Origin of the sequence: Vibrio sp. 10N.261.45.E2, assembly GCF_002875705.1 — a bacterium.
Taxonomy (GTDB): Bacteria; Pseudomonadota; Gammaproteobacteria; order Enterobacterales; family Vibrionaceae; genus Vibrio.
Genome location: NZ_MCZZ01000172.1, coordinates 80,123 through 98,042 on the forward strand (window position 1 = coordinate 80,123; position 17,920 = coordinate 98,042).

The following is a 17,920-nucleotide window of genomic DNA, read 5'->3' on the forward strand; positions in this document are numbered from 1 at the left end:
AAGTATTTCAGCTAAAATGATTGTTTTAGCTGAAATACGACAGACACAAAAAAGCCCACGCTAGGTGGGCTTTCTGCTTGTTCATAAAGAACGAATTTGGTGCCGCTACTGGACTCGAACCAGTGACACCTTGCATGTCATGCAAGTACTCTAACCAACTGAGCTAAGCGGGCGATGTTCTAATTTCTTATTACTACCATTGTGACAAACTCAATAGTTATGCAATAAAAACTGAATAAGGAATGGTGCGTCCGAGTGAACTCGAATCACCGACCCCCGCCATGTCAAGGCGGTACTCTAACCAACTGAGCTACGGACGCATTCCTTTAGAACGAGGAAGATATTAACGACTGATTTATTGTGGTGCAAGTAGAAATTACACTTGAATCAACCGTTTGCTCTTATTCCCATCAATACGTTGAATTTTTAGACGTCGAACATCAATAAAGTTGAGTTACATCACACTCGAAGATGTGCCCTACTTTGCGTTATTCCTCATCCACATCGAATACAACGTTGTAGTTTTCGGTATAGGTACAGTTTGGCTGACGGCTACACGTAAAGAAACGTCGGCCTTTATAGTCGCCTTGGCTTGCCAGTTTGATGATCATTGGGCTGCCACATTTCTTACAGAATCGAACTTCTTTGGATGGCTCGATCAAATCGATGTGTGCTGCCAGTAACCTCTTCAAACGACTCACTTGATAGCTGTGTTTAATAGATGCACCAATCAGCGGCAAGCCAGCCGATTTACAAACATGAATCAGAAGCTTCTCGCGGTCGACTTTCCCTTTATTAAGCTCTTTGCCGTTATCAAGTTCGATGATAACTCGAGGTTCTAGCGTTCGCGGATCACAAACAACAAAATCAAAATAACTACGTGAAATCTTATTGTTGGCGATAAACCAATTCTTTTTGTTGTTGGCTTTAGCGGGAACAAGAACGTTCGACATGCTGACTTTGGCAAACACTTCACCGTGGTTACCCACTGCGGATTTAAGCGCGTTATAAAATGTAGCCTGTTGCGCCGACATCAACGCCCCTTTCTTCTGATAAGCATGGTCTTTGGTGTCATCGTGTTTCACCACATACTTTTGAATAAAGTAAAAGAACACAACCAGAACAATTACAACGATAAAGATATTAGTCATTTTCCAACACAATCAAGTCTGTATAGGGATTAGAGAGTGGCTAGCGTATGTAGAAAAGCATCACCTGGCAAGCAAAAGAGCGAGAGTTACCAACCAGAATCACGACCTTTGAGCACCGTGCTCAACGAGAAGCCGCTCCTTCGCTAGACACACCTCTCCTATTTTGATGTTCAAATCATCAATTACACTCTAGATTGATTTAGATCAATTTACCTGAATTTGTGATCAACTAGTCTGAAAAACGTTAGGCAAATGTTAATAAGGAAATTGATATGGAACTTAAACAAGACCCAAGATGTTATACCGATGTGTGTGTAGATGGTAAATGGTTCCACTATGACCATTGCGGAACTCAAGCCTATATGTTAAAAGGCGGCGCTTCAGCGGTGATTGAATTAACGAGTGAACCGGCAACAGAAGGCGAATTGGTTGAAATGCTTCAAGGTGTCGCTAAGTAATTCACCAAGCCAAATCAATATATGAATTAAGCGAATAAGAGTAGATAGCTGTATTAGTTGAGACAGGCACTCTTATTCGCTTAGTTATTGGAGTTCAGATTTGATTGATTAAAGGGAGCTACTAAACTTGGGCATTCAAGCGATAACCACTTTATTACGCCCTGACTGCTTAGCTTGATACAAAGCATCATCTGCCGATTTCAAGTGCTTCTTGTAGGTACGGCTATTTAATTCTTGGTCCGTTAGTCGAGTCGTCGCACCGATTGATGTGGTTAATTCCAGGCGGCCAGAATGTGTTTCAATTGGCCGGTCTGCGATTGCTTGTCTTATCAACTCAAGTTCTTTATCTGGATCTTGATTTCCAGCTAACAACAAAACAAACTCTTCCCCGCCCCACCTTGCTACTACATCGTTCGATGATGAGATTTGCTCTAAACGCTTAGCGACCTCAACCAGCACTTGATCACCAATATCATGTCCATAGGTGTCATTGACTTGTTTGAAGCAGTCTAAATCTAGAATAGCGAGCGTATACCCGAACGACGACAAATGAGGTGACATTGGCTGAGTTAACAATTGTTCCAAGTAGCGCCTATTGTATAAACTCGTCAGTTCGCATCTTGTTGATTGCTTGAGTAACTCTTGATTGGTCTTTTGAATTGAGCGCAATCGAATCAAAAGTAACGCAGCGCTGAACATCACCATGGTGCCCAGTGCGACAACAATTCGATTCCGTAATTGCTGTTTATCTAATGTCAGCTCACCAAGCTCTTTTTCTGCGTTAAGCAGTTCATTTTCTTGAGCCAATGATGCCGTAGCGAAATCTTGCTCGAGTAAAAAGATATCGCTCTGGCGCTTATCAAACAACAGCGCTTTATTACCCTTATAATAAAGCTTGAAATAACGAAGTGCGTTCTCGCTGTCGCCTCTAGAGTCATAGTACTCTCCAAGTGTTCTTAAACCGAGAACCTTCCAACTGCGGGTACCGACAACATCGAACATTGCCGATGATCGTTTAAGATCAGCAAAAACAAAATTATCTCGGTTCAACCCGATATTTGCCAATGCTCTATTTAAGTAACACTGACCCTGTTGAAGTGTGTATTTTTCCACACCCGGATATTTAAGACATAGGTTTGCGACTTGCCTTGCTGACTCAAAATTCTCTTCAGCCAACAGCACATCACTCTCTGCTTTTAACAGGATGATTTTGTAGCGCTCATTTACATTATCGCCATTGAGCTTAGCTGCACTTTGATACGCCTCTCGACCTTTAGCAATGTTACCGCTGCGCAGATAAGCAAAAGACTCATTCACATACAGCACACCAATGGTTGACGCTTCGAGCAACCCGCTCTTGTAATAGAGCTTTTTGGCCTTCTTAATCAGCTTGAGCGCTTTAGGCCAGTCTTCCAAATAAATATAAAGCAGTGCCATGTTTGACACTAACTTGCTGTTATAAATGTGGTGTGGGTACTTCTTACCGAGGTCTAAGCCTTTATGGAAAAAATATTGAGCCTCAGGAAAGTCATTGCGGATATTGTTGATGACACCAGCCGTGTTATAGGCCTTAATCAACAACTCTTCATAGTGGAGTGATTCAGCGATATCGATCGCCGCCCTGATTTGGATTTCAGACTCAGCTAGCTCACCCTTACTGATATGTTCAATTGCCAATTCAACTAAAGATTGAGCCTTTAGCCACGCCATGTGCTCTTGCTGTGCGAGTGCTTTAATCTGTCTAACGTATTCGGAAACCGCTTCGGTATCCAACTTGTGTTGTGCGAGGTTCGACAAAATCATCAACTCGTAAGCACGATAGATGGCTTTATCTTGGTCTGGGAACTTGGCTTGGAGAGCGTCGAGTTGTTGAGAGGCTAAATTAGGATCACCACGGGATACCTCGAGAATATTAATCAACGCAGATCCATATTGAGAGAGTAATAACTCTTTCTCAGGGCTGTAAACACTCGGGTTTTCAGGGCGAATATGCTTTAAATCGTCGTCGTAAGTTGGATAGAGCAAATACAGGCCTAGTACAACACTCATCAACACTACTAAAAGGAATGAACCTAACACATTGTTTCTATTCATTTATTAGTGCCATTATTGATTGTATTCCAATTTCATCGATGTTTTTTCAAAGCGGTTAAACATTATACCCGACAGATATACAGATTAAAATCCTGTACGCTGGTGGATCTGAGTAGGGTTTTTCTCATTAATTAGAATAATCAGGCAACTTTCTTGATTTAACTCAGACAATCATCTACCTCATTGGCGGTATAGTGATTTTCCTGTTCCTACGTCCGGGGCTCATTTAGAGCTCACGGAAGCATAATGAGAATTAACAATGACCCAAATTAATGAGCAACGTCTTGTAGAACATTTCTGCGATCTAGTGAAAATTGATAGTGAATCTCGTAACGAAAAAGCGATTGCTGAAGCTTTGGCTGAGCAACTCGGTGAACTGGGTTTTGAAGTTCACAAACTGGCAGTTCCTGAAGAAGTATCTAACGGTTTCAACATCTACGCTCGTCTAGACGGCACGCTTCCAGGTAGCACAGTGTTCAGCTGCCACATGGATACAGTAACGCCAGGTATCGGCATTGAGCCAATCATCGAAGACGGCATCATCCGTTCAAAAGGCAACACGATTCTGGGTGGCGACGATAAGTCTGGTATTGCAGCTATCATGGAAGCGGTTCGCGTAATTAAGGCAGAAGGCCAAGAACACAAAACTATCGAGATTGCGTTTACCGTATTCGAAGAAGGCGGTCTATTCGGTTCTTTGAACTTTGATATGTCTTACATCCAATCTGAGCACGCTATCGTTCTAGATACAGGCGGCCCGATTGGTACTATCGTAAATGCAGCGCCTGGTCAGCAAAAAATTGTTGCGAAGATCAAAGGTCGTCCTGCTCACGCTGGTTTAGCACCAGAAGAAGGCATCAGTGCAATTCAGGTGGCTGCAGACGCAATCACTAAGATGAACCTACTGCGTATCGATGAAGAAACAACAGCAAACGTTGGTATTGTTGAAGGCGGTCAAGCGACTAACATCGTAATGCCAGAGCTTAAAGTCGTAGCTGAAGCACGTTCTCTAAACGGTGAAAAGCTAACAGCTCAAGTCGAGCACATGATCTCTACATTCCAAGAGAGTGCAAAACAGTTTGGCGCTGAAGTAGAAATCGAATCTACTCGCGCTTACGATGCATTCGTAATTGCAGACGATCACCCGCACATTCTTTCTATCAAGTCGGCGTTTGAGAAGCTTGGCGTAACAGCGAACACTAAACGCACTGGCGGCGGTAGCGATGCAAACAACTTCAACGCGAAAGGCTTGACAACAGTTAACCTTTCTACGGGTATGGCGAAAGTTCACACCACTGAAGAGTACATCGCAGTGAAAGACATGGTCGCTATCACTGAGTTTGTTGTGGCTTACGTAACGCAATAATTTAGCGAGCGATTCGGGCGTTAACACTCCCCTCTTAGATACCACAAAGCCGAGCATCATTGAGATTCTCGGCTTTTTTTGTTTAGGTGAGTATAGAAGGTCGAATCTAAAAACCCCTGCGCTTCCAGAACTGTCCTTCGTCTTTTGCTACTAGGTCGAATGTCTTGTCCGCAATGATGCTGCCTTTTAACTCGACCGTCATACGCCACTTACCTAACTTATTTGAGACAGGCGCCCAGATGGTATCGCCTAGGTAGAAATCCCAGTCGTTGTTACCGACATACTCTTCACCATCGAACGGTTCGAGCACTTCACCTTCGTCCGTAGTGATGTTCGGGTGATAAATGCAGTAACGGATCTTCTCACCTTTGGCTTTTTTGATATTTAGGATATAGCCAAATTCCACGTCAATTTCAGCATCAACCGTGGTGGTGAACTCTTGGATTTTTGGAAGGTCTTTAGATTTGGAATCCCACGTTGAGTAAACCCCGTAAGAGGTCATGTCGACGATTGCCGATCGCTTTGCCATGTATATTACCTAATAATTCTCTATTAACTATTTATCGTCTTAGTGTTTGACTCGTTCGCCAGTCATTAGTAGCAAAAAAGTTGGCCTATTCTTGCCAATCTTTCGCCATTCGTTTAATCACCGAAGGTTCAATGTCGTGAATAGTGCCATATTGCTCTCGGCAGACCTCAATGATCAGATTGGCTTTATATTTACGTGCAAGTTGGCGGTAAGCCTTCATTTCCCACTGCTTAATAAAGGTATTCGAAACAACCACATCAAGCCCTTGCTTTAAGCCGTTTTCAGCCGTGTTTTGACACCACTCATGTGCTTGTTGCAGTTGCCTAGGGTCAAAATGGTACTCACCTTGCTCATTCACGTAATACATATCCGCTTCGACGTGCAATGCATCGTAAGTTTTTGCTTTTGTTGACTTGCCTGAACCTGGCAACCCTCGAATGAGTATTAACTTCATCTGTCACTTTACAGGCTTATTCGAAAACGTAAGTTTATCTTAAATGCTAAACCGTTGCTCTGATAACTGCTTCGCTCCACATAGAAGAACCAAACACTTACCTCTTACCCCCTTTTGCCCAGTTAGTCTTGAAACACAATGAGAACCTCTTTGAACCATCGAGGATGGCTTCTGATAGAAAACCCAAATAATTTACATCTATCCATTTTGCGTATCGACAAGCGTATCAAACTACTATAGATTTAGATGTATAGACGTCTACATATCTAGCTTAGGGAGAAAGCTGTGCCTATTCGCATTCCAGACCAATTGCCAGCATCCGATGTTCTTCGCCAAGAAAACATCTTCGTTATGCCATTATCAAGAGCATCGACACAGGAAATTCGTCCACTTCGAGTCTTGATCCTCAACCTAATGCCAAAGAAGATTGAAACTGAAACTCAATTTTTACGCCTACTATCGAACAGCCCGTTGCAAGTGGATGTAGAGCTGCTGCGCATTGATGACCGACCAAGTAAAAACACACCGACTGAACACTTAGATAACTTCTACCGCCAATTCGAAATGGTCAAAGGAAGAAACTTTGATGGATTGATCATCACTGGCGCGCCGCTTGGCTTGGTTCAATTTGAAGATGTGATCTACTGGGATCACCTGAAAACCATCATGGAATGGGCAAACAAGCACGTGACCTCAACCTTATACGTGTGTTGGGCGGCTCAGGCGGGTTTGAAGTTACTGTATGATTTGCCAAAGCGCACTCGTAAAGAGAAACTTTCTGGTGTTTATAACCACGAGATACATAACCCATACCACCCAATTTTACGTGGTTTCGACGATACATTCTTGGCTCCGCACTCTCGCTATGCTGATTTTTCTCAAGAGTACTTAGCTGAGCACACAGACCTCGATGTTCTTGCGACTTCTGATATTGCGGGCGTATATCTAGCGGCAACTAAAGACAAACGAAACGTCTTTGTAACGGGTCACCCTGAATACGACTCTCATACACTGCATAATGAATACATCCGTGATTTAGGTGAAGGCATGGAGCCTGTTATCCCAATCAACTACTACCCGAACAACAATCCAGACAATAAACCTGTTGCAAGCTGGCGTAGCCACGGACACTTGTTGTTCTCAAACTGGCTAAACTACTGCGTTTACCAACAAACGCCTTACGATTTGGATCACTTCAGCGAAGACAACTTTACCAAAGACGATTAAGTTCTTTCTTCCGATTCACAAACAGACAAAGCCGTGTTCAGTAGGTTGTTGATAAAACACCAAATTGGACGCGGCTTTTTTATGGTGTGTGGGTCGCATTCCATAGTAGATTTACCACTTCAATAGGTTTGATTTCATATGATGGGTTGGTGTTCATAAGGAGCTTCACATGCCTGCCAAGCCGTCATTCTCAAATCCGATCTCGTTATCTCGCCCTCTTTCATTATCAAGTCTAGCGCTACTCGCCTCTCTTTCGTTGGCTGGCTGTGTCTCGGTTACTGAAGGACCACCGAAGATTGAAAGTGACCCTATCGCCATGTCTGAATCTCGAATCGAATTAGGCTTAGGTTACATGGGACAAGGCAATATGGTGAGAGCGCGTGAAAACCTAGAACTCGCGATCAAACACGCACCGAGTTACTACCGTGCTCGGCTTTCAATGGCGCATTACTACGAACAAGTGGGTGAAATAGACGAAGCAAGAACGACTTATCGCAAAGCACTCAGCCTCGATTCAAGAAACGGCAATGTGTTGAATAACTACGGTACATTTTTATGTAAACAAGGCGAATACAAGCAAGCGGATAAGTACTTCAATCGTGCCATTGATCAACCCTACTACTACTTGGTGTCTGCGAGTTATGAGAACGCCGCGTTTTGCGCGTTGAAAGCAGGGAATACAGACCAAGCTAAGTACTACTTCACTCGTGCCATTGACCATGACCCAAACCGCGCAAAGTCGATACTCCAGCTATCTAAGATTGAAGTGAGTGAGGCCGACTACAATGACGCTCGACTTCGTTTATTCAAATTCCACCAGCGCTATGGCTATCAAATTCCATCGCTTCAAATCTTGGTCGATCTTGAAAACAAAGCGGGTAACCCTGCTCTCGAGGCGAAATATCAAAGTAAGTTAGACGAATTGCTTGCTGTTTAACATACAAAACACAAAAAACGGGCTTGTTGCGTTAACAATAAGCCCGTTGGAAATTTCAGATTAGTATCTTAACTGAGCACCGTCGCTATTTCAACGCAATCCACTCTTGTCTTTGCTCGTCGTCCATAAAGGTCCATGCGATAAAGCGACTCACCTTCTGGCCTTGCGACATCTCAACCACTTTTACTTGTTTAGCTCGCAGCTTACCCAGCTCTGAACGAACCATGTCGACGTTGTCTTTCTTAGAAATCAGTGTCGTGAACCACAAGACTTGAGTAGCAAAAAGCTGACTCTCTCTCGCCATTTTCATAATAAATGCAGCTTCGCCACCTGGGCACCAAAGCTCGGCTTTTTGACCACCGAAGTTTAAGGTTGGTTTATCTTGCTTAGCGGATTTGTCTAGTTTAAATGTATGTTTATTCTTTTCAGGTTTGAATGACTGACCGGCTTTCTTAGCACGGTTCGCCGCTAGATTATCCAGTTTACGTTGTGAACCCTTTTCCGCTTCTTCTAGAGAGCTGTGGAATGGAGGATTACAAATAGTGACATCGTAACGTTCATTATCCTTAATCACGCCCTTAAAGATTGATTCGGAGTCGGCTTGCAGGCGAGCTCGGATCTTACCTTTTAGGTTGGCGTTACTTTCCGCAATGAAGTTCGCTGTTTTGATGGATACTGGATCAACATCAGTGCCCGTACAACGCCACTTATATTCTGTCGTACCAATGATTGGGTAAATACAGTTTGCACCTACACCGATATCCAGTGCTTTCACAGAGGCATGATTATAAGGTTCACCTTGGCCATCGCTATTCAGAATATCTGCCACTCTGTGGATGTAATCTGCACGTCCAGGAATTGGCGGGCACAAATAACCCGCAGGAATATCCCAATGTTTAACGCCATAGTGATGCGCCAATAAAGCTTTGTTAAGTAGCTTAACGGCCAATGGATCAGAGAAATTAATGGTGTCTTCGCCCACTGGGTTCTTGATCAGATGCTCTTTTAGCTCAGGCAAGGCTGCAACCAATAAATCGAAGTCATAGCGCCCTGTGTGCTGGTTTCTTGGATGCAGTCCCGCTTGAGGTTTTTCAGCCGAGCGTCTTTTTTGTGCTGCGTTTTTGTTAAAAGCAGTTTTATTAAAAGAACCTTTATTCGCACCCTGTTTGCCTTTGCTGTCTTTTGCAAAAGGTCGCTTGGTTTTGCTATTGCCCGCACCTTTCGGAGCGGTATTTTTACGACTTTTCTCTGAAGTGTTCTTGGTAGAAATACGCTTGTTAGTACCTTCTTTAGCTTGGTTGTCTTTTGTTTTTTCTGATGAGGTACTGCTCTTCGACAGGCTTAGCGTCGTTCTATTTTGTGATTGGCTCATTGGGCTACTTCTTTAAATCTAAATACATCATGAATAAACGGGCATCCAACTCAAGTTGATGATATTCCGGCTCCATGTGACAGCATAGTTGGTAAAAGGCTTTGTCGTGCTCTTTCTCTTTGATATGCGCCAGTTCGTGTACCACCAGCATTCTCAGCAAAGGTTCCGGTGCATTTTTAAAAACACTGGCGATACGAATCTCATTCTTTGATTTGATCTTTCCACCATGATTCTTGGCAACGTAAGAATGCAGACCTAATGCATTGTTGATTAGGTGTATCTTGCCATCGTAAATCACTTTGCTGATCGGTGGTGTTTTTTTCATGTAGCGATTTTTTATCTCAATCGCATAGTCAAACAGGGCTTTCTCGCTTTTTATTTCATGATTCTTTGGGTAGCGAGCTTCAAACCACGGCACTAATTTTCCCGACTCAACAAGTTGCGTCACAGGATCAAGTATGTGCTTTGGATAGCCTTGAATATAGCGTAAAGAAGGATGCATGCTGAAAGACCGTACAAGTTACACCACGACAATACGTTGTGGTCTTGAAAACTGAGCCGCATAGTGTAACTGATCACACTTTTCTAATCACCTAGGATTCGTTACACTTTAACGAGATTCACCAAGAGAATGAAAAAATGAAACGTGTTGTATTGTACGTCGCAGACAAATGCCCGCACTGTAAAGATGCCCAAAGGTATTTAGACTCTAAGAAAATTGTTTACCGCCTGACGAATGCAAAGATGCAGCGTGGCCGTAAAGAGTTACAGGCGATGGGTGCTCGCTCTATCCCAGTGCTTAAGATCGGCGATCAAGTGATGGTCGGTTGGAATCAGAAGAACTTCGATAAGATGTATAACTCAAAGAACACATAACGTGGTTTAGAGACTTATATTTCTACAAACAAAGCCCGAATGTCCAACCAAGAATGTTCGGGCTTTGTTTATTTATATCTGACTTAATCACACATACTGCTTCACGAAATCAATAAAGGTTCTATCTGCTTTTGATAAGTAACCTTCTTTTCTCCAAGCTAGAGACAAATTCAATTTAACCGGCTCTTTAAATGGTAGCCCCACCACATCTGACTCATATTCTGTAACTAAGCTAAGCAGCGCAGTAATGGCAAACTCTCGCTTCACGATAGAAAGGATCATCGGCAATAAATTGGTTTCGAACGCAATGGTCATATCGAGGTTGTACTTCTTACAAGTCGCATCGATAAAATCGCGGTGGAAGTAACCCGATTTGAACATGATCAGCTCTTGAGCGAAAAACTCTTCAAAGTTGATGGATGGTTGCGTTGCCAGTGGGTGATCTTTGCCAACGACCGCTAACATTTCTGAGCTTAACAGGTGGTCAGTTTCAAGGTCATCTGGCACATTTTCATGGTTGATTACACCAATATCCAGTTCGCCGTTTAACAACATTTCTCGAATAGATGCGGTGCCAGCATCAATCAAGGTCAACTTTAGGTTTGGGTATTGGCTTTTAAATGCCATCACGACTTGCGGGAAAAAGTAACTGCCCATCATGCTTGGAGCGCCTAACCGCACTTCTCCTTTCTCCAACCCCTTTAACTCGTTCATTGCGAGTTGAGCATCATCGAACTGTTGAGCAATCCTCTTGGCGTGTTCGAACAATACTTTTCCCTCTTCCGTTAATGTTACGGATTTATCTCCTCGACGGAAGAGAATCAACTCAAGCGTCTGTTCGAGTTTTTTAATAGAAATACTCAATGCAGGCTGTGCGATATGCAGCGCTTTGGCGGCCTGGGTGAAGTTACCAAACTGCGCAACAGCCAGAAAATGTCGAAGTGGTTTTGATTCAAGCATGGCGATATATAAAATATATAGAGGTGATATTTTTAATATATTTCTTTAATCACAATAGTGCTGATAACTTGTTCACAAATAGCTTACTAACTCGTACAGGTACAACGTAAATGTTTGATAAAGGCAGCCTTCAATACAGACGTATCACCCAGTCATTGGCGATTGGCTCATTTATCATTTTCTGTAACCTATATCTGTTTCAACCTATCTTGCCGCACATGGCTGAGCACTTCCAAGTATCTGAAACTCAAATCAACTGGTTGTTTGCTGCGACAACACTTGGGCTTTCCATGAGCTTGGTGCCTTGGGCAATCGCTTCTGAAACTTTCGGCCGAAAACCCATCATTCTTTTCAGTTTATTTGCTATCCCGTTAATCGGCTTGAGCATGGTGTTCACGACCACTCTACTGCAACTTGTTATTGCCAGAGCTTTCATGGGAATCGCGGTTGCCGCTTTTGCGGGTGTGGCGGTTGCCTACATGGTGGAAGAGTTGTCGCCCAAAGCATTCGCGGTTGCGATTGGTGGTTATATTGCGGCTAACTCGTTAGGTGGCATCTTCGGGCGTGTATTAGGTGGCTTGATTACAGATTATTTTGACTGGCATGCAACGGTTTTGTTTTTCGTGGTCGGCTCTTTGCTTGGCGCACTCTATATTGCGTATAGCCTGCCTGACCAACAAAACTTCAAACCGCAGAAAGGGTTGTTCTTTCATCATAACCGTTCAGTAATGCTGCACTTAAAAAACCGCACATTGTGGCTCGCTATGTTGATTGGCGGTGCGAACTTCGCACTGTTCGTTAACCTGTATTCGGTAATGGGCTTTAGATTAGTATCAGCCCCCCACTCTGTGCCTGTGGGCTTAGCTTCGCTGATATTCCTATGTTACTTAGCTGGCACTGTAAGCTCTAAGCTATCGAACAAATGGACACTACGTTTTGATCCATTAAACGGTATCTTAATCGGCGTATGCGTTAGCTTAATCGGAATGCTGGTTTCTGCCATCGATAAAGTCCCGTTCATGTTGGCTGGCTTATTATTGATTAGCGGCGGTGCATTCTTCGCTCACACCCTTGCCTACTCTTGGGTGAGTCAAAAAGCGCCAAGCGCGAAAGCGACAGCTACGGCACTTTACTTGGTTCACTACTACATAGGCGGAAGCCTGGGTGGGTTCTTACTCTTGTATTGTTGGCAGTTGTTTGGCTGGAATGGTGTGATCGCAGGTGGCTCAATCTTCTATGTTGCGATATTTGTATGGGTCTACCAATTGAAACAACTTCAAGTCTCGGCGTCTAAACTCGCACAAGCATAACCAAGACTGAATTTGTAACTCAATTATTGCTTTTGATTAACGTCCGTTCTGATATCCTACGCAAAATTTCATTTCGGAACCTGTTATGTCGAACACTCAAAATACAGATCTTCAAACCATCCACGACCAAGTAAAGCAGTGGTTAGGCGATGTCGTTATTGGCCTAAACCTGTGCCCATTCGCAGCCAAGCCACAACGTAATAAACAGATTAAGATCTTTGTGAGTGAAGCGAATACAGAAGAAGCGTTGTTGGAAGACATCATGACGCATTTCGTAGAGTTAGATAATACGCCAGTCGCTGAATTAGAGACGACTCTAGTTGTGGTTCCTAACATGCTGCAAGATTTCTTCGACTACAACATGTTCATTGATTGGATTGAAGCGCTGATCAAGCAGGAAGATTGGGAAGGCGTTTACCAAGTAGCAACTTTCCACCCAGACTATTGCTTTGGCGGCGCGGATCCAGAAGACGATGAAAATCTGACCAACCGTTCTCCGTATCCGGTATACCATTTGATTCGTGAAGCAAGCATGGAAAAGGTGTTAAAACACTACCCTAACCCAGAAGCGATCCCAGATACTAACATCGCTCGAGTTGAATCTTTAACGCCAGAAGAACGTCGTAAACTGTTCCCGTACCTATTCAGCTAATAGTTCAGTTAATCGCTGACGTGATGGCTCATATTCCTGAGCGCTCTTGATGATATGGACGAGATATAAACTGATCTCGTCCATTTTGTTTGGCAATGTACAGGCATTCATCGGCAACCTTGATCAGCTTATCTAACGCCGACATCCTTTCCCCCTTGGTGTCACCAGTACTCAGTTCAAAGTGACACGCACCGATTGAAACAGTGACTGGCTTTCGATCCAGTGTGATTTTCTTCATCTCTTGTAAAAGAGTGACGAACTTGTCTTCAACACAACTTGGCGATTTGTTTGGATACCAAAGAATGAACTCTTCGCCACCAAAACGTGCGACAAACTCATCCTCTTGAATATTATTGCTCAGCACATTCGCCACTTTCTTTAATACAACGTCACCCATTTGGTGACCGTAAGTATCGTTCACCTGTTTAAAGAAATCGATATCGACAACCGCTAACGTTCCCTTTCCTAACGACCCTTTTAGCTGTTCCACTTCTGCATTCAACGTTTTGAACAGGCAACGTCTATTCGGCAAGTGCGTTAAGGGGTCGTACAGAGCTTGATACTCCAATTTCTCATTCAGCTCTTTGAGTTTTCGTTCTTGTTGTCTTCTAACCAGCTCTACTTCGATCCATGAGGCCATTAGCCTCATCACGTCGATATCGAACTCTTTGAACTCACGATGATAAGGCTCTGGGCTTGAAAAGTTTAAGGTGCCATAGAGCTCATCATTGACGAAAATAGGGACACCAATGTAAGACTCCAGACCGAAAGATTGGTAGGCAGGATGAGTCGCATACTTATCATGTTTGCCACAGTGTTCAATGCAGATAGGCCTGATCGATTTACACGTGATCTCACAGTAGGTCGAGCGATAATCGAAAGTGTCACCACTATTGAGTTCTACCCCTTCAGGTGTAACGCAGTGCTCAACTAAATAAGAATTGCCATCGACTTTAGATAAAATACCAATATCTAAGTTGAAGCGTTCAAGCCCCATGATAAGCAGCTGAGCGATCTGAATATCGAAGCCCTTTCGATAATCATTGGTGATTTGATACAAGCGGCGTATAACAATTTCACTTTCACTGGCTTGGTTCATAACTGGGATCCCACTGCTGCCGAATTTAATGACAACATCAATATTTGGTATATTTAGAAGAGTAAAGGGTAATAAAACACAATAATCAATTGGTTTGTATGCAAAATACCTCATTGGTCCTATGAATAAAAGTCGACTTCTTCGACTTTGCGTTAGCACCCTATACCTAGCTTTGGTAAAATAATCCATTAACGAAACAAAATGGATAGGAATATGAACCTTTCTCAACTAAGCCAAGAAATCTACGCTCACCTTTACCGCGACATTGAAGAGTTCCGCAGTACTTTTGATCTGCCTGTTGCTGCTCCTGAAACAATGGACGAAAAAGGCGATACGCTACATACCTCTCTAGCGATCGAAGAACTAACAGAACTGGCAGAAGCTGACTCTAAAATCGAACAAGCGGACGCTATTGTAGACAGCGTTTATGTTTTGATGGGACGTTTGGTTCACCTTGGCCAATCTAAAGTAGAAGACAACCTAGCGATCAGCTACCTAATCGACCTACTGTTGAATGTTTCTAAAAACCGCTCAATTGACTTCTTGCCTTGCTGGGACGAAGTACACTCAAGCAACATGAGCAAAGTATGTCGCAACGAAACAGAATACGCTGAAACAGAAGCTTTCTATGCAGAGCAGAACATCAAGCTGATGGCGGTTCAAAAAGGCGAATACATCATTGCTAAATGCGCTGAAGATTTTGTATCGGAAGGTAAAACGGTTCGCCAAGGTAAAGTTCTGAAATCAGTGCATTACCGCCCAGCAAACCTTGAGCCACTAACGGCTTAATTTGCACGGATTATGGGCCATTTAAAATAATTGCCCACTGAAATAAAAAACGCCACGTTACGATAACGTGGCGTTTTATTATCTATCAACTCAATCTAACGGTTTGTTAATTGTAGCTGTGTATAGTGATAACTATGTGTAGTGCCGAGTGTTATACCAGTCGCGCCATGTGATAAACCGCAACATATTCACCGTTTCTAAAGGCAAACCCTGCCGACTCACCCTCTATTACAAAACCGAATTTCTTATACAGGTTAATGGCTCTTTCATTGTCGGTGTAGACCGTAAGTTCCATTCGCTTGATATTAATCCAGTTATCACACAAGTCGATCGCAGTTGCGAGTAGTCGACTACCCACTCCTCTGCCTAACACATCGTCTTTAACACCCATACCAAATGAAGCAACGTGGCGCCGTCTTGGGTTAACACACACTTCCATTCCTAAATTACCGACAATTTCCCCATCAATTAACGCGACATAGGAATACACGTTATCCGGGATATTGGAAATCCGTTTTTGCCAGCTTTCCAGAGATGGATTTGGGAGTTGCAGCGTACCAGTATAAGCATTTGTGCATTCGTAAACTTCTTTAATTCCCCTTGCATCTGACGACTCAGATCGTCTCACTGTAATACTCATCGCAACTCCTACTATTATTCTCTGCAAAATCTACTGTGCACTTTTCATGTGCACCTAGACACACTATCAAATAGTAAATATTTAACAATAGCTTAGAGAAAATTGTTTTTTCGAGCGTTAAATTGGGTATGTAATAAGGGGTTTAGTTTCGAAGAGCAAACGGGCTGAATTGGAAGTAATACGATCTGGACAACGTGGTGTCGCCCAGATCATAAGGTTGGCTTAATTAATCACGCTCACATTGAACTTGCATGACTTTAAGATCTGTCGCGTTTAACTTTTCAGCTAGGGCCGCACCTTCTTGGTTACATTCCTCAAGGCTTGCAAATTGAGTGTTCACTTCCATTTCAGCCGTGCTTGGTGCACCACCCATCATTAGGCTTAGAATCAGAGTTAGTTCGTACATCGATTAATCCTCTTTCGAGTTCTCAAGGCATCCATTCGAGTAAGATAAAGTGACTAGAATCAGTTCCAATTCACTCATTTCGTTAGAGCTGATTCTACTTACACACTTAATTCATGATTTATCATTTTACGCCACGGTTGAAGATAACCAATTCGCGAACGTTCTTGGCGTTAATTAATGCTCAGTAGGCGTCCACGTTCAATATCTTGCTCAAGTACATCGGGAGATAATGTGCCTTGGTCATGGTGATGTCCGTGACTGTGTCCATGATGATCATGTGAGTGATCGTGATGCACTGCTTTGGTTTGAGCAAGCTGTTCAACGTCCAAATATGTCTCGGTTAAATCCGCACAATACTCTTGGTTCCATAACTGACGATCTTGTTCATCGCTCATGATTTGTTCGGCTTTCGGCCCTAATTTGTCCATATAAAACATCCCTAACTCCTCGCCTTCAACCCCAGCATGCTTGATAAGGTTCATGAAAGCCGGCTCTTGGTCTTTATCCGAAAGGTAACCATTTTTGTAGCATACGGTTAGCCCGATAATATCGTTGCCTAATTGCTCTAGTGCAGGGTTAAAGTGACTATGACTATGATTGTGTTCAGCGGCTGTTGCTAATAATGGTAGAAACAGTGCAGATAATACAATCAGTGGTTTAGTGATGTTTTTCATGGTCTAACCTTGTGTATTCAATGATACAAATTTAATGAGTGGTTTCAACGGGGACTCAATCGTTATTGGCGATTGAGATCCCCTCATCCCTTGATGCTTAGCTCCTTGCTAATGTCTTGATGTTACGTGCTTAAACGCTATCGCTGTTGGTTTGGTTTATTGGTCAACAACAATTCTTGCCGGTGCGACGGTATAAGCCATCTGCTTCATCTCCCATTGCCCTTTTGCTTCCAAGGCAACCGCTAATGCTTGTGCCTCTTCGCATACCTTCGCTGGTTTTCCGTCAGCCCAGAATGAAGGACCCGAGGTGTATCCACACATAACAGAAAAAGCGTGTTGGCCATCCTTTATTGTGTATTCCGTCATAATGCCTCCACCTTCACCGTGCGTTATTTTTAGTGAGCCTTCATCGGCAACATGCATTGCATCGGAAGGGTTCGGTTTGACATACGTTGTGTAGGTGCCGCCATCTGACATGTATTGGTTATCGTACATGGTGTAGCCTTCTTTTTCTGAAGGTAAGGTCAGTTCGTAGTTAGGATCAATGTCCGCTAAACGTTCTGAGTTATTCGTCGCACCAGGTTGATAGTTGTGAGCATTTGATTGTCCGTTAGCGAAAACAGACGCTGACACTAAAGATAGAATGACGACCGCTAAAATTGATTTTTTCATAATGAACTCCAGATATTCTAAGCAAAGATGTTGTAAGCAATAGTTTTTATGATTGAGTAAGATAATGGGTTTATTTACCTAACTTTTTAGGATGTGAGGGCAATATCAGCCCTCACTACAAACACCCTATTTGTTATCGGTTCCTGCTCCTTCACCAGGCTCAGTTGGACGACTGACCGACTTGCGCTCAAGATTGTGGTGAGCACGCACTCTATCCATGTATTCTTGCTTAGTGTTCTGTAGTGGTCAAGTAA

At 43.2% G+C, this 17,920-nt stretch carries 20 protein-coding genes and 2 tRNA genes; 8 read left to right on the forward strand and 14 right to left on the reverse strand.

All coding sequences use genetic code 11. The features are described 5' to 3' along the window. Nucleotides 1-97: 97 nt before the first annotated feature. The 3 genes from BCT34_RS23240 to BCT34_RS23250 form a co-directional block, all read right to left on the reverse strand. Nucleotides 98-173 (reverse strand) — tRNA-Val (locus BCT34_RS23240). A 70-nt stretch (nt 174-243) separates the two neighbouring features. Continuing rightward, nucleotides 244-320: transfer RNA gene (locus BCT34_RS23245), tRNA-Val, on the reverse strand. A 168-nt stretch (nt 321-488) separates the two neighbouring features. After that, nucleotides 489-1,151, reverse strand: a complete 663-nt coding sequence (locus BCT34_RS23250) for a DUF2726 domain-containing protein (RefSeq protein ID WP_076657127.1) — start codon at nt 1,149-1,151, stop codon at nt 489-491. Nucleotides 1,152-1,423: 272 nt separating this feature from the next. Here BCT34_RS23250 and BCT34_RS23255 point away from each other — a divergent pair, with 272 nt between their 5' ends. Continuing rightward, nucleotides 1,424-1,609, forward strand: a complete 186-nt coding sequence (locus BCT34_RS23255; protein ID WP_076657126.1) for a hypothetical protein — start codon at nt 1,424-1,426, stop codon at nt 1,607-1,609. Between the two features lie 135 nt (nt 1,610-1,744). On the opposite strand, the gene BCT34_RS23260 is transcribed toward BCT34_RS23255, so the two are convergent. Then, complete coding sequence (locus tag BCT34_RS23260; protein ID WP_076657124.1) at nt 1,745-3,703, reverse strand: GGDEF domain-containing protein; 1,959 nt, start codon at nt 3,701-3,703, stop codon at nt 1,745-1,747. Nucleotides 3,704-3,962: 259 nt separating this feature from the next. Between BCT34_RS23260 and BCT34_RS23265 the strand changes: the two genes are divergently transcribed. Beyond that, entirely contained in the window at nt 3,963-5,069 is a 1,107-nt protein-coding gene (locus BCT34_RS23265; RefSeq protein WP_076657122.1) for a M20/M25/M40 family metallo-hydrolase, read from the forward strand. A 106-nt stretch (nt 5,070-5,175) separates the two neighbouring features. Here the strand turns inward: BCT34_RS23265 and BCT34_RS23270 are convergent, their stop codons facing one another. After that, a complete protein-coding gene (locus BCT34_RS23270; protein WP_076657120.1) occupies nt 5,176-5,598 on the reverse strand; it encodes a DUF3859 domain-containing protein in 423 nt (140 codons plus the stop codon). A gap of 85 nt (nt 5,599-5,683) precedes the next feature. After that, on the reverse strand, nt 5,684-6,052 hold the full coding sequence (locus BCT34_RS23275) for an ATP-binding protein (protein ID WP_076657118.1): 369 nt from the start codon (nt 6,050-6,052) through the stop codon (nt 5,684-5,686). Nucleotides 6,053-6,337: 285 nt separating this feature from the next. Here BCT34_RS23275 and metA point away from each other — a divergent pair, with 285 nt between their 5' ends. Next, nucleotides 6,338-7,279 (forward strand): homoserine O-succinyltransferase, encoded by a 942-nt coding sequence (metA, locus tag BCT34_RS23280; RefSeq protein ID WP_076657116.1) that lies wholly within the window; start codon nt 6,338-6,340, stop codon nt 7,277-7,279. Between the two features lie 169 nt (nt 7,280-7,448). Further along, nucleotides 7,449-8,216: a type IV pilus biogenesis/stability protein PilW gene (gene pilW / locus BCT34_RS23285; RefSeq protein ID WP_076657115.1), complete on the forward strand. Its 768-nt coding sequence runs from the start codon at nt 7,449-7,451 to the stop codon at nt 8,214-8,216. 85 nt (nt 8,217-8,301) lie between these two features. On the opposite strand, the gene rlmF is transcribed toward pilW, so the two are convergent. Then, nucleotides 8,302-9,588, reverse strand: a complete 1,287-nt coding sequence (gene rlmF / locus BCT34_RS23290; protein WP_076657113.1) for a 23S rRNA (adenine(1618)-N(6))-methyltransferase RlmF — start codon at nt 9,586-9,588, stop codon at nt 8,302-8,304. A 4-nt stretch (nt 9,589-9,592) separates the two neighbouring features. Continuing rightward, nucleotides 9,593-10,090, reverse strand: coding sequence for a M48 family metallopeptidase (locus BCT34_RS23295; RefSeq protein ID WP_004734935.1), 498 nt, complete (start codon nt 10,088-10,090; stop codon nt 9,593-9,595). A gap of 137 nt (nt 10,091-10,227) precedes the next feature. Here BCT34_RS23295 and BCT34_RS23300 point away from each other — a divergent pair, with 137 nt between their 5' ends. After that, the gene (locus BCT34_RS23300) at nt 10,228-10,464 is read left to right on the forward strand and encodes a glutaredoxin family protein (protein ID WP_016786183.1); all 237 of its coding nucleotides are present in this window, start codon (nt 10,228-10,230) and stop codon (nt 10,462-10,464) included. A gap of 87 nt (nt 10,465-10,551) precedes the next feature. On the opposite strand, the gene BCT34_RS23305 is transcribed toward BCT34_RS23300, so the two are convergent. Further along, nucleotides 10,552-11,424: a LysR substrate-binding domain-containing protein gene (locus BCT34_RS23305; RefSeq protein WP_076657111.1), complete on the reverse strand. Its 873-nt coding sequence runs from the start codon at nt 11,422-11,424 to the stop codon at nt 10,552-10,554. A gap of 110 nt (nt 11,425-11,534) precedes the next feature. On the opposite strand from BCT34_RS23305, the gene BCT34_RS23310 reads away from it, so the two are divergent. Continuing rightward, nucleotides 11,535-12,734, forward strand: coding sequence for an MFS transporter (locus tag BCT34_RS23310; RefSeq protein WP_076657109.1), 1,200 nt, complete (start codon nt 11,535-11,537; stop codon nt 12,732-12,734). A gap of 85 nt (nt 12,735-12,819) precedes the next feature. Continuing rightward, nucleotides 12,820-13,386 (forward strand): DUF1415 domain-containing protein, encoded by a 567-nt coding sequence (locus tag BCT34_RS23315; protein WP_076657108.1) that lies wholly within the window; start codon nt 12,820-12,822, stop codon nt 13,384-13,386. A gap of 28 nt (nt 13,387-13,414) precedes the next feature. Here BCT34_RS23315 and BCT34_RS23320 read toward each other — a convergent pair whose 3' ends face one another. After that, nucleotides 13,415-14,485 carry a sensor domain-containing diguanylate cyclase gene (locus BCT34_RS23320; protein WP_076657106.1) on the reverse strand — a complete coding sequence of 357 codons (1,071 nt, stop codon included), beginning with the start codon at nt 14,483-14,485 and terminating at the stop codon, nt 13,415-13,417. 213 nt (nt 14,486-14,698) lie between these two features. Between BCT34_RS23320 and BCT34_RS23325 the strand changes: the two genes are divergently transcribed. After that, nucleotides 14,699-15,274, forward strand: a complete 576-nt coding sequence (locus BCT34_RS23325) for a nucleoside triphosphate pyrophosphohydrolase family protein (RefSeq protein ID WP_076657105.1) — start codon at nt 14,699-14,701, stop codon at nt 15,272-15,274. 151 nt (nt 15,275-15,425) lie between these two features. Here the strand turns inward: BCT34_RS23325 and BCT34_RS23330 are convergent, their stop codons facing one another. The 4 genes from BCT34_RS23330 to BCT34_RS23345 all read right to left on the reverse strand — a co-directional run bounded on the left by BCT34_RS23330 (nt 15,426) and on the right by BCT34_RS23345 (nt 17,666). Further along, nucleotides 15,426-15,914 carry a GNAT family N-acetyltransferase gene (locus BCT34_RS23330; protein ID WP_076657103.1) on the reverse strand — a complete coding sequence of 163 codons (489 nt, stop codon included), beginning with the start codon at nt 15,912-15,914 and terminating at the stop codon, nt 15,426-15,428. Nucleotides 15,915-16,140: 226 nt separating this feature from the next. Beyond that, on the reverse strand, nt 16,141-16,320 hold the full coding sequence (locus tag BCT34_RS23335; protein ID WP_076657102.1) for a hypothetical protein: 180 nt from the start codon (nt 16,318-16,320) through the stop codon (nt 16,141-16,143). A 170-nt stretch (nt 16,321-16,490) separates the two neighbouring features. Next, nucleotides 16,491-16,994 carry a hypothetical protein gene (locus BCT34_RS23340; protein ID WP_076657100.1) on the reverse strand — a complete coding sequence of 168 codons (504 nt, stop codon included), beginning with the start codon at nt 16,992-16,994 and terminating at the stop codon, nt 16,491-16,493. A 156-nt stretch (nt 16,995-17,150) separates the two neighbouring features. After that, nucleotides 17,151-17,666, reverse strand: a complete 516-nt coding sequence (locus BCT34_RS23345) for a hypothetical protein (RefSeq protein WP_076657099.1) — start codon at nt 17,664-17,666, stop codon at nt 17,151-17,153. Nucleotides 17,667-17,920 lie beyond the last annotated feature (254 nt).

Bases quoted from the DNA above. Each gene is read 5' to 3' on its own strand.
- BCT34_RS23250 (WP_076657127.1), bottom strand. From the start codon at position 1,151: ATGACTAATATCTTTATCGTTGTAATTGTTCTGGTTGTGTTCTTTTAC.
- BCT34_RS23255 (WP_076657126.1), top strand. From the start codon at position 1,424: ATGGAACTTAAACAAGACCCAAGATGTTATACCGATGTGTGTGTAGAT.
- BCT34_RS23260 (WP_076657124.1), bottom strand. From the start codon at position 3,703: ATGAATAGAAACAATGTGTTAGGTTCATTCCTTTTAGTAGTGTTGATG.
- BCT34_RS23265 (WP_076657122.1), top strand. From the start codon at position 3,963: ATGACCCAAATTAATGAGCAACGTCTTGTAGAACATTTCTGCGATCTA.
- BCT34_RS23270 (WP_076657120.1), bottom strand. From the start codon at position 5,598: ATGGCAAAGCGATCGGCAATCGTCGACATGACCTCTTACGGGGTTTAC.
- BCT34_RS23275 (WP_076657118.1), bottom strand. From the start codon at position 6,052: ATGAAGTTAATACTCATTCGAGGGTTGCCAGGTTCAGGCAAGTCAACA.
- pilW (WP_076657115.1), top strand. From the start codon at position 7,449: ATGCCTGCCAAGCCGTCATTCTCAAATCCGATCTCGTTATCTCGCCCT.
- rlmF (WP_076657113.1), bottom strand. From the start codon at position 9,588: ATGAGCCAATCACAAAATAGAACGACGCTAAGCCTGTCGAAGAGCAGT.
- BCT34_RS23295 (WP_004734935.1), bottom strand. From the start codon at position 10,090: ATGCATCCTTCTTTACGCTATATTCAAGGCTATCCAAAGCACATACTT.
- BCT34_RS23300 (WP_016786183.1), top strand. From the start codon at position 10,228: ATGAAACGTGTTGTATTGTACGTCGCAGACAAATGCCCGCACTGTAAA.
- BCT34_RS23305 (WP_076657111.1), bottom strand. From the start codon at position 11,424: ATGCTTGAATCAAAACCACTTCGACATTTTCTGGCTGTTGCGCAGTTT.
- BCT34_RS23310 (WP_076657109.1), top strand. From the start codon at position 11,535: ATGTTTGATAAAGGCAGCCTTCAATACAGACGTATCACCCAGTCATTG.
- BCT34_RS23315 (WP_076657108.1), top strand. From the start codon at position 12,820: ATGTCGAACACTCAAAATACAGATCTTCAAACCATCCACGACCAAGTA.
- BCT34_RS23320 (WP_076657106.1), bottom strand. From the start codon at position 14,485: ATGAACCAAGCCAGTGAAAGTGAAATTGTTATACGCCGCTTGTATCAA.
- BCT34_RS23325 (WP_076657105.1), top strand. From the start codon at position 14,699: ATGAACCTTTCTCAACTAAGCCAAGAAATCTACGCTCACCTTTACCGC.
- BCT34_RS23330 (WP_076657103.1), bottom strand. From the start codon at position 15,914: ATGAGTATTACAGTGAGACGATCTGAGTCGTCAGATGCAAGGGGAATT.
- BCT34_RS23335 (WP_076657102.1), bottom strand. From the start codon at position 16,320: ATGTACGAACTAACTCTGATTCTAAGCCTAATGATGGGTGGTGCACCA.
- BCT34_RS23340 (WP_076657100.1), bottom strand. From the start codon at position 16,994: ATGAAAAACATCACTAAACCACTGATTGTATTATCTGCACTGTTTCTA.
- BCT34_RS23345 (WP_076657099.1), bottom strand. From the start codon at position 17,666: ATGAAAAAATCAATTTTAGCGGTCGTCATTCTATCTTTAGTGTCAGCG.